Below are 17,503 nucleotides of genomic sequence, written 5' to 3'. Positions count from 1 at the left end.
ATGCAGTACAACACTATAAAGATAACTACCCCACAAGCAGAGCAAATTGCCTTGGATTTATTTTCCATTTCTGGAAAAGCAAAACCGTTACCTGGGGAACTTGATTTCAATTTTAGAGTTAAAACTGAAAAAGGAGAAAGCTATATCCTGAAAATCTCGCGTCCAGATGAGGATAAGGACTACTTGGATTATCAACAACAATTGTTGCTCCATATTGAAAAAAAAGGAGAAGCTATTATTTCGCCTTTGGTAATCAAAGACAGAAACGGACATGCAATTTCCAATTTTAAGGATGATTCTGGAAACTTGCGCATGGTACGTTTGCTCTCATGGGTTTCAGGAAGAATCTGGAGTAGTGTGAATCCACAATTGGACACACTACGTTTTTCTTTAGGAGAACAATGCGGGAAAATCACTAAAATATTAAGGGATTTTGACCATTCCAAAGCACATCGGGATTTTGAATGGGATATTGCGCAATCACTCTGGACCAAAAATCATCTATACTTATTTAAAGGTAAGGAAAAGGAAATCATCGCTTTTTTTCAATCTGAATTTGAAAAGGCGGCTTCCACATACACTGACCTACGAAAAAGTGTAGTGCATAATGACGCCAATGATAATAATGTAATCGTATCTCCAGATTTGGTTCAACCAAAAACAAATGCAATCATAGATTACGGAGATGCTGTACACACCCAGGTTATAAATGACGTTGCAGTAGCCTGCGCTTATGCAATAATGCACCATAACGACCCTCTTGAAGCAGCTCTGCCCTTGCTAAAAGGATACCATTCAACCTTTACTTTGGAAGAAGCGGAGTTGGACCATTTATACAATGCCATTGCCATGCGATTGGTCATCTCGGTCACCAAATCTGCCATAAATCGGGTCAAGGAACCCGACAATGAATATTTGTTGATCAGTGAAAAGCCAGCTTGGGAAGTTTTAAAAAAATGGTATGCTATTGATCCTGATTTTGCGAAATACAGTTTTAGGTCCGTATGCGAATTTGAAGCCCATTCAAACACTAAAAAATTTGAAGGTTGGGCTTCCAACCAGAATTTTGAACTTTCTGACTTGTTTCCAACGATAAGAAAAAACGAAGTCCAACATTTGGATTTAAGTGTGTCCAGTAAATGGATCGGGCATGAAAGGGAATTCAATGACCTGGATCTATTCCAGTTTAAAATTAACAGGCTTCAAAAAGAAAAACCAAACCAGATTCCGGCTGGAGGATACTTAGAGCCTCGCCCACTTTACACGTCTACTGAATATGATAAAATAGGAAACAACAGCAGGGAAAGTCGAACCATTCATTTGGGGGTCGATTTTTGGTTGCCAGCACAAACTCCGGTACATGCCATATTGAATGGAGAAGTGGTTGTTGCAGTGAATGACGAAGGCAACAAGGAATATGGCGGATTGATAATCTTAAAACATGAGGTTGAAAACCTTAGTTTTTATACGCTTTACGGACATCTTACCCCTGATAGTGCCACCAGCAAAAAAAGAGGAGAAACCATAAAAAAAGGAGAGTGCATTGGATATTTGGGCAACTATCCTGAAAACGGAAACTGGGCACCACATCTGCATTTTCAAATCATGCTTTCCATGTTGGGCCATACCAAAGATTTTCCTGGCGTTGCCTATTTTAAACAATTGGGTGTCTGGAAAGACATTTGTCCTAATCCTAATCTATTATTCAAAACAGAGGGACTGAAAAATCCAAACAAAACCACCAACGAAGATTTAATTTCCTATCGGAAAAAATATTTAGGTAAGAGCCTAAGCCTGCAATACAAAACCCCAATACGAATGGTTCGTGGTGCCGGTCAATATTTAATGGATCAGTATGGCCAAAAGTATTTGGATACTGTGAACAATGTGGCCCATGTGGGTCATGAAAATTATGCAGTGGTTAAAGCTGGAAAAGAACAAATGGCACTTTTGAATACCAATTCACGCTACTTACACGAAAACATAAATGAGTTGGCCAATGAATTGCTGGAGACTTTACCTCCAGAACTTAGTGTACTCCACTTTGTGAATTCAGGAAGCGAGGCCAATGAATTGGCCATACGTATGGTAAAAGCGGTTACTGGTGAACGTGATATTATTGCATCTGAAGTAGGATATCATGGGAACTCAAACATGTGTATTGATATCAGCTCCTATAAATTTGATGGTAAAGGAGGCCAGGGAGCCCCTGAACACACCCATATCTTTCCCTTGCCAGATATTTTTAGAGGAAAGTATAGGGATGAAAATGCAGGTTCAAAATATACCCAAGAAGTACAGTTTCAAATTGATTCCATTCACAAAAAAGGAAGAAGTGTTGGTGCATTTATCATAGAACCAATTATTAGTTGTGGAGGGCAAATAGAGCTGCCAAAAGGCTTTTTATCTCAAGCATATGCTAATATTAGGGCTGCTGGTGGACTGTGTATCTCTGATGAAGTACAGGTGGGATGCGGACGTGTGGGAAAAACATTTTGGGGATTCCAGCTTTATGATGTAATTCCTGATATTGTTACCATTGGGAAACCTTTGGGCAATGGTCACCCATTGGCCGCTGTTGCCTGTACACAAGAGGTCGCGGAGAAATTTGCCAACGGAATGGAATATTTCAACACTTTTGGCGGCAATCCCGTATCCTGTGCTATTGGAACAGCGGTTCTGAGAACAGTGAAGCAAGACAAGCTTCAGGAAAATGCACTTGTTGTTGGTGAGTTCTTGAAATCTGAACTAAAATCGTTATCCGAAGAATTCTCAATTATTGGTGATGTACGTGGGCAAGGTCTCTTTCTGGGCTTTGAACTCGTAGATGGCAAAATGAACCCCTTGGGCGACCATGCTGATTATTTGGCCAACCGTATGAAAGACCATGGCATTTTGATGAGCACTGATGGCCCTGATTACAATGTGCTTAAAATTAAACCTCCCATTGTCTTTACCAAAGAAAATGCCAAAGAGTTAATTTTCTATTTAAAGAGAATACTGGCTGAAGATTTTATGAAATACTATTGAATTCAAGACACTTTAAAAGCATTATGAAACTAAAAGCAATCCTTCTTCTAGCTCCTTTTTTTATCCTTAGCTGCAAAAAAGAGCCTCTAATTGAAATAGCTGAACAAACTTATCATTACAACCATAAAATTTTTGAAGAAAACAAGCTATCTCCAAGAGCCACATTCTTTGCTTCTGAATCTTCTGAAATTCAAAAGAAAAAATCGTCTAGAAGATTTATAGATTTGAATGGGGATTGGAAATTTCATTTTGTAAAAAACCCCAAGCAACGTCCCACAACTTTTCAGCATGTAAATTTTGATGACAGCAAATGGGGAATCATTCCCGTCCCAGCCAACTGGGAAGTGCAAGGGTATGATTATCCCATTTATTTGGATGAACGTTACCCTTTTGATACCAAATGGCCAGATGCGCCCAAAGATTATAACCCAGTTGGAACGTATAGAAAAGAAATAGTTTTGGATAAAGAATTTCTATCGGAGAATGTTATTCTTCATTTTGCTGGAGCTAAATCCGCCATGTACGTTTATGTAAACGGTTCTTATGTGGGCTATTCCCAAGGCAGTAAAACTCCTGCCGAGTTCAATATCACTTCAGTTCTTCAGCCTGGAAAAAATTTACTGGCGCTACAAATGTTCCGATGGAGCGATGCTAGTTACTTAGAAAGTCAGGACATGTTACGTATGAGCGGCATTGAAAGAGATGTATATCTATATTCAAGACCTAAAGTATTTATTTCGGATTATTATACGTACACTAATTTGGATGATACTTATATGAATGGAATTTTCAAGGGAACCATAGCCATCAATAATGATTCAGATACAAGCTCCTCTGGAAATATTACCTTAGAACTACTTGATGATGAAAATTCAGTTTACAAAGAAACCTCTTCATTTGAAATTCCATCAGGACAAACTACTGAGGTCAACTTGGACCATTTAATAAAAGATGTCAAACAATGGTCTGCAGAAATTCCAAACCTATATACTCTTAAGATTACATTGGAAGATTCCAAGAATCCGAAAAACAACCAATACATAAAAAATCATGTTGGTTTTAAGAGCGTGGAGATAAAAAACAGTCAGGTGCTCATCAACGGAAAACCAATTTATATAAGAGGTGTTGATCGCCACGAGACAGACCCGTTTAGCGGTCATGTGGTTTCAAAGGAATCAATGGAAAAGGATATCCAGCTCATGAAACAAAACAATATCAATGCGGTACGAAGCTCCCACTACCCCAACGACCCTTATTGGCTGGATTTATGCGACAAATATGGCTTGTATGTCGTTGATGAAGCCAATATTGAAAGTCACCCTTTGGCCATAGATGAAAAGACACAGATCGGAAATGAAATGAGCTGGCTTCCGGCACATGAGTCACGAACACAACGAATGTATTATCGAGACCGGAACCACCCCTCCATTTATTCCTGGTCTTTAGGCAACGAAGCTGGTGAAGGTGAAATCTTCAGAACAACTTACAAGTGGTTAAAGGAGCAGGATGACAATCGTATTGTGCAATATGAACCTGCAGGAAAGGAAGACTACACAGATCTTTATTGCCCCATGTATCCAAAACCAGAATATTTGATCAATCATGGAAAATCAGATTCTGACAAACCTTCCATTATGATTGAATATGCCCATGCTATGGGGAATTCCGTTGGGAATCTTCAAGATTATTGGGATATTATTGAAACCTACCCCAACCTTCAGGGTGGCTTTATTTGGGACTGGGTGGATCAAAGTTTGGAATATAAGGATCAAAATGGAAAAACCTATCTGGCCTATGGCCACGACTATCATGCTGATTTACCAACTGATGGTAATTTTTTAAACAATGGTCTGGTAGACCCATATCGAAATCCACATCCACATTTGTTTGAAGTTAAAAAAGTATACGAACCTGCCAATTTTCAATATTTGGGAAATGGCTCAATCAAAATTGAGAACAAAAACTTCTTTGCCGATTTTTCAGATAAGGAAATTCGGGTCAAACTTTTGGTCAATGGAGAAGTTAAACATGAAGAGAACAATATTTCTGTTGATGTACAGCCTCAACAATCCCAAACAATTGTACTGAATGGAATACCCGATTTATTTATTCCGGAAGATGAATTTATTTTGGAGGTAGGGTTGTTTCAAAAAGAAGCCACATCCATAACCCCTAAAGACCATGAAGTGGCTTGGGACCAATTTGTATTGAATAAAGGAGTATTTACAAACCTTTCCAAATTGGGTGATGTGTTGAAAATTAAGCCTTACGAGGAGTTTATTGAAATTAAAAACGATAAGACCGCTTTGAAGATAAATAAAGAGTCTGGTGAAATAATTTCTTGGACCTTTGAAGGGAAAACGATAACCAATTACCCAATTAAACCCAACTTTTGGCGTCCTCCAACTGACAATGATTTAGGAAATGGAATGGACAAATGGGCTAAAATGTGGCAGGATGCCACATATAATCATAAGGCCACTTTAATTACTGAACCAAAGGCAACCTTAGATGGAGTTGCTTTCAAAACACAGTACTCACTTCCTAATGACGAGGCAAATGTTAATGCGAAATATTTCATAATGTCTGATGGAGCATTAAAAGTAGATTTCCACTTTGCACCAAAGAAAAACGGTTTACCCAACATTCCTAAATTGGGCATGTATTTAGTATTGCCTAAAGATTATGCTGATGTCTCTTGGTATGGAAAGGGCCCTGAAGAAAGTTATTGGGACAGAAAGACAGGCATGAAAACTGGTTTGTATTCAGGAAAAATTACAAAACAGTTCCATAGATATTCACGCCCGCAAGAAACTGGAAATAAAACAGATGTCAGATGGATGAAAGTTTCCTCCAAAGACTTAACCTTGGAAGTTACTGGAAGTGTATTGCTAAATTCAAGTGTCTGGCCTTTTGACATGACTGAATTGGATTTTAGTAGTGAGGAAGGTGCAGTATCAGCTTCCGGATTGGTTCCGGTAACCAAAAAACATGGTGCCGATATTAATTTAGGTGAAACTGTTCAATGGAATATTGATTACTTGCAAATGGGCGTTGGTGGTGACACTTCATGGGGAAGGCTGGTACATGATGAATATACCATTGTTCCCAAGGAATATCAGTATTCGTTTACTATAAACCCTTCCTTAAAAAATAATAAGTAAGACCATCATATCAAGAATTCATTCAAACTATACCTAAAAATCAAAAGATAAAAGCTGGTCAAGATTTGGAGAAACCTTAAATTTACAGGTGTTTCCCAAACATAAAGAACTTGTTATGAATCGTAGAAAGTTTATAAATCGATTAGGCATTGGCACAACTGCCATGACCCTGCCCACAACCATGCTATCTTTTACACCTTCAAATTTCATTAAAGAGGATTCAAAATCTTTGGTGTTTGGAATAATTGCGGATATTCATAAAGATTTAATGCCAGATGCCAATAAAAGATTGGAGGCATTCATTTCTGAAGCTCAAAGGCGAAATGTTGATTACATTATTCAATTGGGGGATTTTTGCATGGCTGACTCCAAAAACAAGGATTTCATGGCTATTTGGGAAACATTTAAAGGTCCCAAGTATCATGTTTTGGGCAACCATGACATGGATAAGAACTCTAAGGAAGAAATGCTCCAATTTTGGGGAATGCCCAAAACATATTATTCATACGATTTTCATAATTTTCATTTCATTGTATTGGATGCCAATTTTATGTATAAAGATGGTGAGTTTGTAGATTATGAAAAATCAAATTTTTATGTGGATAGCAAGTACCGAACTTTTATTGACGATTCCCAAATAGAATGGCTAGAAGCTGAACTTAAGGCTACTAAATTACCAACCATTATTTTTTCACATCAAAGCCTTTGGCACTATCAGTGGGGTGTAAAAAACAGACTTGCCATTCAAAAAGTAATGGAAACCTATAAAGAAAAAATCATATGTTGTATGAATGGTCATAACCATATTGATTTTCACCATCACCAAAACGGTATAGATTATATTGAAATCAACAGTGCTTCTTATCAATGGATGGAAGAGAAGTATAAAAATACCAGCCGTTACCCTAAAGAAATGTATGATCAATACAGATGGTTGCCCAACCTTGCCACTTATAAAGATCCTTTATTTGCATTTGCTTCGGTTGACCCAAAAGGAAGTTTTAGCTTGGAAGGGGTGAAAAGTCAGTGGGTAGCTCCTTCGCCATACGATTCAGGAATGCCAAAAAATGTCTATGGTAGTGAATATTCAGCTGAAATTTCAGATTATAATCTTAAGTTTTAGAGAAACTTTGTTTCTTTTTCAAACGCGTTGAAGATGTAATTAGACCTATAAAACGTCTTGATTTTTAAACAAGGGGATAGAGAAACCTTTTTTCCGTATTTGTTTGTACTTGTCTGAATCAAATTGAAAAAGGAATGCACCCTTTTTGGAAGAAGATTTGTCTTTCTCGTCCAATTTTTTGAGTATCTCCAAGGATAGTAACTTCTTTCTAAAATTTCTGGAATCGAATTGCTTTTGAAAAATTACTTCGTACAATTGCTGCAACTGCGGAATTGTGAATTTTTGCGGCAAAAGTTCAAAACCAATTGGGTAAAATTGTGCATTAGTTCGTAAACGTTCCAATGCATCAGATACCATTTTTCCATGATCTAAAACTAAGTTGGGCAATTCATTCAAAGGATACCATTTTGCCCCATGGCTTTCAACCAATTCTTTATCATGCTCATCTACCCTTATAAGCGCATACTGGCCAATGGAAATACATCTAGCCCCCGGATCACGATCAACTTCGGAATAAACTCTTAATTCCTTCATATATATATTGTCCAACCCGGTAATCTCTTTCAACACCCTATGGGAAGCTTCACTTGAACTTTCGTCGGGGCGAACAAAACTACCTATTAGAGACCATCTACCCTCAAAAGGAGCTACCCGTCTTTTAAAAACCAATAGTTTAAGCACACCAGCATCAAAACCAAAAATTATGCAATCCACGGCCACATAAACCTTGTCCCCTCCTTTATACCAATCTTTTACCAATTAAATATCTTTTAACGTTAGGTTGGATTATATTTCAATAATAATACTTTATCTGCAATATCCCAGTATCCTTCACCGTCATTTGATGGCTCCCAATGCCTACATAAATTGCATTACGATCAATTTCCCAAGCAAAGTAATCAGCTCAAAAAGAAATACTACGTAGGCCAATTGGAATAATTATCATGAAAATTATTTCAAGTAACGATTATAAAGGCATAAAATAAATGTAATATTTACATTTACTATATTTGACCAATATTTTTTAACATGAACAACATTGAAAACCTACAGTTTGAACTTATAGTGTCATCACCGGGAAGGATTAATTTTATTGGAGAGCATACCGATTATAACAATGGATATGTACTTCCTACCGCTATAGATAGAAAAATTGTACTAAAACTAAGAAAAAACCAATCTCAGCAAATTTGTACAATTCATACAACGGAATTGAACAAAACATTGACCGTTGATTTGACCAATGTATCAAGAAGTAATGTTGCATGGGAGAACTACGCTTTGGGGGTCTTACATCAGCTACTTGCTATAACACAAAAGGTAGAAGGTTTTGACTGTGTTATAGAAAGTTTTTTACCAGTGGGATCTGGTGTAAGTTCTTCAGCGGCATTGGAATGTGGTTTGGCATACGGATTAAATGAATTGTTTGATCTTGGAATTGATAGAAAAAAATTGGCATTGATTTGCAGGGATGCTGAACATTCTTTTGTAGGCACAAAATGTGGAATTATGGACCAATATGCATCTTTGATAAGTAAGAAGGACAATGCATTATTAATAGATTGTGCATCAATCCAGCATGAATATGTTCCTCTAGAACTGGAACCCTATAAAATACTTTTGCTCAACACCAATGTATCCCACAACTTATCCACCAGTGAATACAATACAAGAAGAGAGGAATGCAAACTTGGCGTAGATCTCATAAAAAAAACAAATCCTGATGTGAATTCACTAAGAGATGTCACACCACAGATGCTCCAACAGTTAAAAAATAATATGGACCCCACTATTTACAAACGTTGTGAGTATGTAGTGCAAGAAAACAACAGGGTTCTTAGGGCCGTAAATGCATTACAAGAAAAGCGGTTGGCCGATTTTGGAGCACTATTATACGGTTCCCATGATGGACTGCAGAACAAATATGAGGTTAGTTGCCCAGAGTTGGATTTCCTTGTTGATTATTCTCGTAAAAAGGATTTCATCATTGGATCAAGAATGATAGGTGGCGGCTTTGGCGGCTGCACTATTAACATTATCCATCAGGATTTTATTGATAATTACGTTTCGGAAGTTTCCATAGCCTATAAAAAAGAGTATGATATTGATTTAAGTGCCTTTACAGCTGTCCCCGTAAATGGTACAACCCACAAATATGTTGAAAATGAATGAACAGTTTAATAAGAATCCGCACAGACGACTCAATATATTGACCGGAGAGTGGGTATTGGTATCTCCTCATAGAACCAAACGACCTTGGCAAGGTAAGACGGAGGAAGTAAACAAGGAACAATTACCCTCCTATGACAACAAATGCTACCTGTGTCCAGGAAATACGCGAGCAAGTGGAGATACCAATCCAGAATACCAACAACCATATTCCTTTGTGAATGATTTTTCAGCATTGTTGCAAGATTCTCCCAAAAAGGACTTTGAAGATGGATTGTTATTGGCAAAATCTGAAAAAGGTATTTGTAAAGTTGTATGCTTTTCGCCCAATCACTCTTTAACTTTACCTTTAATGAAGGTTGAGGATATCAATAAAGTCATTCTTCTTTGGAAAGAAGAATACAAAGGTCTTGGAGCTCTCCACTATATTAAACATGTTCAAATATTTGAAAATAAAGGGGGTATGATGGGCTGTAGCAACCCTCATCCCCACGGGCAAATATGGGCTCAAGAATCTGTGCCTGAAGAAGTCACAAAAAAGGGTGTTCAATTTAAAAAACACTGGGACAACAAAAAAAGTGGCTTGCTTGGCGATTATCTAGCTCAGGAATTAAAACAAAGAGAACGTATAGTTATAGAAAACCAGCATTTTGTGGCATTGGTTCCATTTTGGGCCGTATGGCCCTATGAAACTATGATCATTCCCAAACGTAAGCTCAGGGATATTACCCACCTTAGCGAAGAAGAAACTATGGCTTTTGCCTCAATTGTTAAGGGGCTAACCACCAAATACGATAATCTTTTTAATATTTCCTTTCCTTATTCTGCAGGCATACACCAAGCACCAACTGATGGAGAAGAACATCCAGAATGGCATTTTCACATGACTTTTTATCCTCCGTTGTTAAGGTCATCTACAGTAAAAAAATTCATGGTAGGCTATGAAATGTTTGCCAACCCCCAAAGAGATATTACAGCTGAAGAAGCAGCAAATACACTTAAAAATCTTCCTGATGTACATTATAGTTTAAATACCATTACCAAAAAATGACCACCCTCAAAGAACTCGCAAGCATTTTGGATCTGGCTCCTTCAACCATTTCAAAATCACTAAACAACAGTCCTGAAATTAGTGATTGCACTAAACTAAAAGTTAAGGAAGCCGCTAAAGAATTTGGCTATATCCCAAACAATGCTGCCAGAAGTTTAAAGTTGAAAAGAACCAAATGTATTGGTGTCATCATACCTAATGTAACCGATGCTTTTTTTGGAAAAGTATTGCATGGTATTGAAGAAGAGGCCCGTAAGCACAACTATACTATAATGGTCAGTTTTTCAAATAACAGCCATAGGTTGGAAAACAATCACCTACAGAATTTTATGAATTTCTGTGTAGATGGTGTTCTAATTTCTTTTTCAACAGAAACCCAACGTCAAAAAAATTATAAGCACCTCAATAATCTGGAGTCCAGCCAAATGCCTCTAGTAATGTTTGACCGTGTTTTGGAAAATTCTGTTTTTAGCAGTGTTACTATCGATGATCTAGAAGGTGCTTACAATGCCACAACCCATTTGATCAAGACAGGTTGCAAAAAAATCGCATTTGTTTCCCCTATTGCAGAAACAAGCGTGGGTAAAAATCGTAAACATGGTTATTTAGACGCACTACAATCACATGGATATTCCTCCCAACCTATTTGTATAGAATTCAATAGCTATGATGATTTTAAACCAATGCTAAAAGAAGCCATGAAGTCCAATGACATTGATGCTTTTATTGCAGCTGACGAATTATCGGCAATATGTACTTTAAATACGGTTCAGCAATGGGGGTATCAAGTTCCCAATCAAATATCGATAGTTGGTTTTACAAATGGAGTTATGGGGCAATGTTCAAACCCTCCATTGACCATGGTCTCCCAAAATGCGGAAAAAATGGGAAAGGAAACTGTCAAAAGCTTCATAAAAGCTATGGAAAAACCAAATCTGGTAAGGATACAGCATAAAGTTATAAAGACTGAGTTGGTTTTAAGGGATTCTACCAGACCTCTCCTCTAAAACAAGTCTTTGCTATCTTATAGAAAAGAAATGGTTGAATTACATAACTAAAATTTCAAAACCATTTTACTTCATTTCAGATATTTTAAAGCTCCATGCATGCTGACAGGGCAGTTCATCATATGTTAAATTGGGGACTTGAATAACAAGGTTTCCATTTTGGTACTCATAAGACAACTGTTCTTTATATCCCAAAAGTTCAACTTTGGTCTTTTTTGAAGGTTTAATACCTTTAATGATTAGTTGATCTTCAGGATATTTTGGTGTAATTGCGTAAAGATTATTTCCTTTATTGGTGAAAAATACTTCTTTTACTGCTTTCCCTGGAGCTGGATCAACTGTTTGTTTCAAAATATAATCCCCTCCAAGGTAATGGGTACTCTTATCCAATTTTCTATCTCCAGCCGACCATTGAATGGGCGTCTTCCATTTACGGGTACCATAGATAGCTTCTCCATTGACTTTGAGCCAATCTCCCATCTCCAACAATCGCTGTTGCATGATAGGTGGTATGCTTCCCCTTGCATCGGGGCCAATATCAAGTAGTAGATTTCCGCCGTTGCTAACTATATCAATAAGCATCAGCAACAGTGTTCGAGTACTGTTATAGTCAGAGGCATCTTCGTTCTGATTGTATCCAAAAGAAAAACCCATACCACGGCATTCTTCCCAAGGCTTACTGAAAGTTTTGCCCGCTTCATATTCTGTGGTAAAATAACCTCCATGTTTTTGTCTAATCCCTTTTCCCCATCGATCATTTATTACAACTTTATCCTTTACACTTGACTCATTGAACAGCCATGCCATAAGTTCGGGGGTTTTCCACTTTTCATATTCCATATCCCACTCTCCATCACCCCAAAGTAAATCAGGTTGATACTTTTCCACTAAATCTTTGAATTGTGGATGGAAATGTTCTTTTACAAAACGTTCCTTGTCATTTTGCCACCACGGATGGTACCATTCATACAGTGAATAGTAGAAACCCATTTTTACATCGGTCTTTTTTACTGCGTTGGAAAGTTCTCCAGCCAAATCACGTTTAGCCCCGGTTTCCATACTATTCCATGCAAACCCCCTATCGTTGGCCTCTTCATTGGGCCATAAGGTAAATCCATCATGGTGTTTAGAGGTAAGCACAATATATTTTGCCCCAGAATCCTCAAAAAGTTGTGCCCATTCTTCAGGGTCATATAAATCTGCTGTAAACTCATCAGCAAATTCATAATAATCAAAGTGATCACCGTAGGTTTTTTTATGAAATTGATACACTTCATCTCCTTTAAAATTACCATTACCAAACAGCGCTTTACTTTGCAACCAGTATTGGTACCATTCTGAGTATGTTCCTTTTGGAGACCAAGCCGGAACGGAATAGGGACCCCAATGAATAAAGATGCCAAACTTGGCATCCTCAAACCATCCGGCTACCGGACGTTGATCTAAAGATTCCCAATTCGCTTCGTACTGTTGGGCATTCATACCCCAATACGAAAACATTAACGTTCCCATGATTGCCAATCCAATTTCTTTCATTACTGAATTAATCTTACGTGTGCTCATTTTTTATCAATAAATTACTTATTATTGTTTTTCAACATCTTACCTACTTCAAGAAGTATTTCCACACTTTCTTCAGGTATATTTCCATTGCCATCAGGCCCTACATTTAGTAGAAGATTTCCACCTTTGGCATTAATATCATATAACTTATCATAAACTACCTGTGGGGTCTTCCAATCCGTGTCGCTTGTTTTAAAACCCCAGGAATGGTTCATAGTATAACAGGCTTCCCAGTAGTATTTCAAGGAGCTATCGGGATGCTCTTGCTCAGGTGTTCCAAAATCCTTTTTGAATTGAGCTCTTTTGGAAACTCTGTTATTAATAATTATCTCGGGCTTTAAACTTCTTATAAACTGATATAGGTCTTCGCCTGTTTTTTGATCCCACCAGTGAACCCAGTCGCCATCAAACCATAGAATATCAGAATCATATTTTTCAACCAATTCTTTGATTTGATTTTTCATATACGTCACATATTCCGATTTCTTACCAGTCTTCATTCGTATTTCTCCCCACCATCCCCAACTGTCATTTCCGTCACTATTACGCTCTTGAGATGGGTGATGCCAATCAATAATACTGTAATACGTTCCAAATTTTAATCCATATTTTCGGCATGCCAAGCTAAGTTCTTGCAGAATATCCCTTTTGAATGGGGTACTGGCCACATCATAGTTTGTATACTTGCTGTCCCAAAGACAGAATCCCTCGTGGTGCTTTGTGGTAATGACAATGTACTTCATTCCAGCCTCTTTTGCCGTTTTTGCAATGAAATCCGCATCAAAGTTTTTTGGATTAAACGTATGTGTCAACATAGTATATTCCTGTGCGGCTATATCTGCATTCGCCTGTATCCATTCTGCGTAATGCGTAATGGTCTTTCCCTTCCATTCTCCTCCCAATTGACTGTAAAGACCAAAATGGATGAACATTCCATACTTTGCGTTTACGAACCAATCCATTCTTTCATCAAACGAATCAGATACTTCGTTTAAATAATCTATATTCTTTTGCGCATTTAACAATAAGACATTACTTATCAATACCAAGGAAAGCGCTACGACAAATTTATTTTTCTTCATTGTTTAGGCTCATGTTAGTTTACTACAATCTCATCAATTTTAATGCTGGCTTTAAATCCTTCCTGTCTATGACCTTTAGGTATGGGATTTACAGCATATGCCTTTATTTTTAGTGCTATTATTTTAGTAGTATCAAAAGTTATGGTATAAGGTACTTTACTACGGCCTTGGATACGACTTACTTCCATTTGTGAAGTTTCACCTAGCTTTATAAATTCCTTTCCATCCTCAGAGCCAAATATTTCCACTTTTTCTGGAGGATATGCCGTGGTGTTTGTAAATCTAAGTGCGTTGAAGGCTACTTCTTTTATAGCTGTAGGTTCACTAAACCACAAGGTCTCCTCCATATCATTTTCAAAACTCACCCAATTGGGGTCACCCCTATCCAACTTACCATAATTAAGATTGGTAAGGCTTTTAATTTTCGCGGAACCTTTTACAACTCCTGTCGCTTTGTGTACCGGGAATTCCAAACTGGAAAGATACCCCACAGGCTTTTCTTCCTTAAATGCCCTTGCCTTTACAACTTTGGTTTCACCTATACTAAATGGAAGGTTATATTTGGTGGATAGAACTGTAGGTTCTGAGTTGTCCAAAGTATATCGAATATCCAATCCGTTCGCTTCGGTTTTTAGGGAAACCTCCACTTGTTTTCCATTTCCTTTATGATCTATCCAAGGACTAAAGGCACTTACTGCGTATCTTACATTTTGTTCGTCAAGACGAGCAAATTGGGTTTCCAAACGATTAGTAAAATCATTCCAGTCTTTATTTTTTTGAGCTGTCCAACCGTTTTCCGCAATAGCATATAATCTTGGAAAAGTCATATAGGTCAATTTACCCCAATCACTGATAGATTCTGTCCACAAATTAGCTTGAATACCTTTGATCAGCCTACCTTCTTCAGAAGTAAGACTATCTGGAATTACATGATAATTGTATGCTCTGGATAACAACAGCCTTGAATATCCCAAATTAGGTTCCAGATCATCATGCCCTTGCTTTAGGTCTATATAACAATAACTACTGGGAGTCATGATCACTTCATGTCCAGCTTTTAGTGCTTCAATACCTCCTTTTTCTCCTCTCCAGCTCATTACTGTTGCATTGGGAGCGAGTCCTCCTTCAAGGATTTCATCCCATCCTATCATAATACGACCACGGGCATTGATGATATTTTCAATTCGCTTTATAAAATAGCTTTGCAATTCAAACTCATCTTTAAGTCCCTCCGATTTTATCCTTTGTTGGGCATATGGATCAATTTTCCACTGTTCTTTATTGCATTCATCACCACCAATATGCACATATTTAAAGGGAAATAAATCCATTACCTCATTGAGCATTTTTTCAGCAAACACAAAAGTCTCTTCCTTTCCTGGGTTATACGTGTTGTTCTTCGCAACTCCTCCAGTAGCGACATATGGTGCTGCATTGACACATCCGATCTCGGGGTAAGCTGCAATTGTTGCCTGCGCATGGCCGGGCATATCAATTTCCGGAATTACTTCGATATATCTTTCTTTTGCATAGGCAATAATTTCTTTGATTTCCTCCTGAGTATAGAATCCTCCGTAAGTAGGCTTTTCTCCCGGCTTTTGTACAGGGCGTCCCCACCAATTGGAAACAGTCTCATCCGTAGTGTTATGATCCACACGCCAAGCACCTATTTCCGTAAGCTTGGGATAGCTCTTGATTTCCAATCTCCAACCTTGATCATCCGTTAAATGCCAGTGAAAACGGTTAAGTTTGGATTCGGCCATAAAATCCAAGACTTCTTTGACCTGATCCACGTCAAAAAAATGTCGAGACACATCCAACATATATCCGCGCCATCCAAAAGCAGGTTTATCCTTAATACTTACAGTTGGTACTCCCCATACCACATTGGATTGTAATTTTTCACCATAGAAAGATGCTGGAAGTAATTGTTTTAGCGATTGCAATGCATAGAAAAAACCGACTCCCGAGGATGCTTTTATGGTAATTGTTGTTGTTTTTACCTCAAGCTCATAAGCTTCTTCTTCCAAAGTGGAATCCGTAACAAACAAAATATTTCCAGTTGTACTCATATCCACGGAAGGCATCCATCCAGAAACCATCTCAAATTGACTAAAAAATCTTTTGGCCACGGCTTCCTGTTCTTCATTTTCCACTGACACTTGGGTCCCTTCATTAATTTCAAAATACCCTTCTCCAACTTCCTGTAAGGCTGGTTTGGGGATAATGGCTACCTCGCCTTTTTTCAGTTCTTTTTGCTGACAGGCAAATAGTAAGGTGATTATAATGAGAAACACTCCTTTTTTAATCATATACAAGTATTATTTTGGACAGTGTTTTATGGTTTGTAAACCACTGTATTTACTAAAGTTCCAATGTTCTCAATGGTAATTTTTATTTCATCATGGGGCTTAAGCGTAAAATCATCGGGAGGCACAATTCCTGTTCCTGTCATGAGATAACATCCGTGTTGAAAATCACATTCTCGGAAAAGAAATTCGACAAGTTCAGTATGTTTTCTTTTCATATTCCTTATAGGTATGGAACCATAAAAAACCCGCTGACCATCTCTAAATATCTCCAGCTCTATTAGACTATTGGCATCTATAGGCCGCTCTGGCACATACACGCAGGGGCCCAATCCCGCACAACGCTCAAATACCTTGGCCTGGGGTAAGTACAAAGGATTCTCTCCTTCAATACTTCGAGAACTCATGTCATTGCCCACAGTATACCCTTCAATGGTTCCTTCTGAACTGATCCAAAGTGTAAGTTCCGGTTCTGGAACATCCCATTTGGAATCTTTCCTAATATTCACGTAATCATTGGTCCCCACTGTTCTGTTGGCCAATGCCTTAAAAAACAATTCCGGTCTTTCCGCATCATATACTTTATCATAAAAAGTATCTCCTCCAGCATTTTTGGACTCTTCCATTCTGGCTTCTCGACTCCGTTTATAGGTAACACCAGAAGCCCATATTTCTTGATTTTCTATTGGAGCCATTATTGCAGAAGCATCAAAATCTGAAATTGGTTCAAGAGTATTGATTTCTTTTGACAGCCTCTGGTATAAATTTGTACGATTCATTAAAGCTGTCCAATTCTCAGCATTGACTTTATAGAAAACGTCATTTTCTTCTATTGTGATCCCATCTCTCGTCTTATATACTTTCATTACCCTTAAACTTCAATGAACTAGTGAATTAAACAAAACTATTGGTAATTGCGGCGCATTGCAATTACAGAACTGACATCTTCCAATACTTTTTTTGCTTTATTGCATAAAAGAAAAGTAAAATGAGTTATAATTGAGC

Annotated in this window: 11 protein-coding genes; 6 read left to right on the top strand and 5 right to left on the bottom strand. The window is 37.8% G+C overall.

Annotated elements, in window-relative coordinates; all coding sequences use genetic code 11:
• From CRO15_RS11155 to CRO15_RS11145, 3 genes are all read left to right on the top strand, one after another.
• Positions 1-3,030 carry an aminotransferase class III-fold pyridoxal phosphate-dependent enzyme gene (locus tag CRO15_RS11155; protein WP_097045906.1) on the top strand — a complete coding sequence of 1,010 codons (3,030 nt, stop codon included), beginning with the start codon at positions 1-3 and terminating at the stop codon, positions 3,028-3,030.
• A 23-nt stretch (positions 3,031-3,053) separates the two neighbouring features.
• Positions 3,054-6,194, top strand: coding sequence for a beta-galactosidase, LacZ type (gene lacZ, locus CRO15_RS11150; RefSeq protein ID WP_097045905.1), 3,141 nt, complete (start codon positions 3,054-3,056; stop codon positions 6,192-6,194).
• Positions 6,195-6,309: 115 nt separating this feature from the next.
• Entirely contained in the window at positions 6,310-7,317 is a 1,008-nt protein-coding gene (locus CRO15_RS11145) for a metallophosphoesterase family protein (RefSeq protein WP_097046198.1), read from the top strand.
• A gap of 45 nt (positions 7,318-7,362) precedes the next feature.
• Here the strand turns inward: CRO15_RS11145 and CRO15_RS11140 are convergent, their stop codons facing one another.
• Positions 7,363-8,076, bottom strand: a complete 714-nt coding sequence (locus CRO15_RS11140; protein ID WP_097045904.1) for an NUDIX hydrolase — start codon at positions 8,074-8,076, stop codon at positions 7,363-7,365.
• A gap of 270 nt (positions 8,077-8,346) precedes the next feature.
• On the opposite strand from CRO15_RS11140, the gene galK reads away from it, so the two are divergent.
• From galK to CRO15_RS11125, 3 genes are read left to right on the top strand one after another with little or no spacing between them, the layout of a single operon-like run.
• Positions 8,347-9,489 (top strand): galactokinase, encoded by a 1,143-nt coding sequence (galK, locus tag CRO15_RS11135; RefSeq protein WP_097045903.1) that lies wholly within the window; start codon positions 8,347-8,349, stop codon positions 9,487-9,489.
• A complete protein-coding gene (locus CRO15_RS11130; RefSeq protein WP_097046197.1) occupies positions 9,482-10,537 on the top strand; it encodes a UDP-glucose--hexose-1-phosphate uridylyltransferase in 1,056 nt (351 codons plus the stop codon). The genes galK and CRO15_RS11130 overlap by 8 nt, the downstream gene beginning before the upstream one ends.
• The gene (locus tag CRO15_RS11125; RefSeq protein ID WP_097045902.1) at positions 10,534-11,544 is read left to right on the top strand and encodes a LacI family DNA-binding transcriptional regulator; all 1,011 of its coding nucleotides are present in this window, start codon (positions 10,534-10,536) and stop codon (positions 11,542-11,544) included. Before CRO15_RS11130 ends, CRO15_RS11125 begins: the two co-directional genes overlap by 4 nt.
• A gap of 66 nt (positions 11,545-11,610) precedes the next feature.
• On the opposite strand, the gene CRO15_RS11120 is transcribed toward CRO15_RS11125, so the two are convergent.
• Genes CRO15_RS11120 through CRO15_RS11105 form a run of 4 tightly spaced genes read right to left on the bottom strand, consistent with a single transcriptional unit; the run spans position 11,611 to position 17,364 of the window.
• A complete protein-coding gene (locus CRO15_RS11120) occupies positions 11,611-13,107 on the bottom strand; it encodes an alpha-L-fucosidase (protein WP_243396954.1) in 1,497 nt (498 codons plus the stop codon).
• Between the two features lie 14 nt (positions 13,108-13,121).
• Positions 13,122-14,189, bottom strand: coding sequence for an alpha-L-fucosidase (locus CRO15_RS11115; protein ID WP_097045900.1), 1,068 nt, complete (start codon positions 14,187-14,189; stop codon positions 13,122-13,124).
• A gap of 14 nt (positions 14,190-14,203) precedes the next feature.
• Positions 14,204-16,501 (bottom strand): beta-N-acetylhexosaminidase, encoded by a 2,298-nt coding sequence (locus tag CRO15_RS11110; RefSeq protein ID WP_097045899.1) that lies wholly within the window; start codon positions 16,499-16,501, stop codon positions 14,204-14,206.
• 26 nt (positions 16,502-16,527) lie between these two features.
• Positions 16,528-17,364 (bottom strand): fumarylacetoacetate hydrolase family protein, encoded by an 837-nt coding sequence (locus CRO15_RS11105; protein WP_097045898.1) that lies wholly within the window; start codon positions 17,362-17,364, stop codon positions 16,528-16,530.
• Positions 17,365-17,503: the final 139 nt, after the last annotated feature.

It is taken from the genome of Flagellimonas pacifica (assembly GCF_900215465.1).
GTDB classification, from domain to species: Bacteria; Bacteroidota; Bacteroidia; order Flavobacteriales; family Flavobacteriaceae; genus Flagellimonas; species Flagellimonas pacifica.
This window is presented reverse-complemented; position numbering and strand designations above follow the sequence as displayed.

Excerpts from the sequence above, each read along its gene's own strand:
- CRO15_RS11155 (WP_097045906.1), top strand. The coding sequence starts at position 1 with ATGCAGTACAACACTATAAAGATAACTACCCCACAAGCAGAGCAAATT.
- CRO15_RS11105 (WP_097045898.1), bottom strand. The coding sequence starts at position 17,364 with ATGAAAGTATATAAGACGAGAGATGGGATCACAATAGAAGAAAATGAC.
- CRO15_RS11110 (WP_097045899.1), bottom strand. The coding sequence starts at position 16,501 with ATGATTAAAAAAGGAGTGTTTCTCATTATAATCACCTTACTATTTGCC.
- lacZ (WP_097045905.1), top strand. The coding sequence starts at position 3,054 with ATGAAACTAAAAGCAATCCTTCTTCTAGCTCCTTTTTTTATCCTTAGC.
- galK (WP_097045903.1), top strand. The coding sequence starts at position 8,347 with ATGAACAACATTGAAAACCTACAGTTTGAACTTATAGTGTCATCACCG.
- CRO15_RS11115 (WP_097045900.1), bottom strand. The coding sequence starts at position 14,189 with ATGAAGAAAAATAAATTTGTCGTAGCGCTTTCCTTGGTATTGATAAGT.
- CRO15_RS11125 (WP_097045902.1), top strand. The coding sequence starts at position 10,534 with ATGACCACCCTCAAAGAACTCGCAAGCATTTTGGATCTGGCTCCTTCA.
- CRO15_RS11120 (WP_243396954.1), bottom strand. The coding sequence starts at position 13,107 with ATGAGCACACGTAAGATTAATTCAGTAATGAAAGAAATTGGATTGGCA.
- CRO15_RS11145 (WP_097046198.1), top strand. The coding sequence starts at position 6,310 with ATGAATCGTAGAAAGTTTATAAATCGATTAGGCATTGGCACAACTGCC.
- CRO15_RS11130 (WP_097046197.1), top strand. The coding sequence starts at position 9,482 with ATGAATGAACAGTTTAATAAGAATCCGCACAGACGACTCAATATATTG.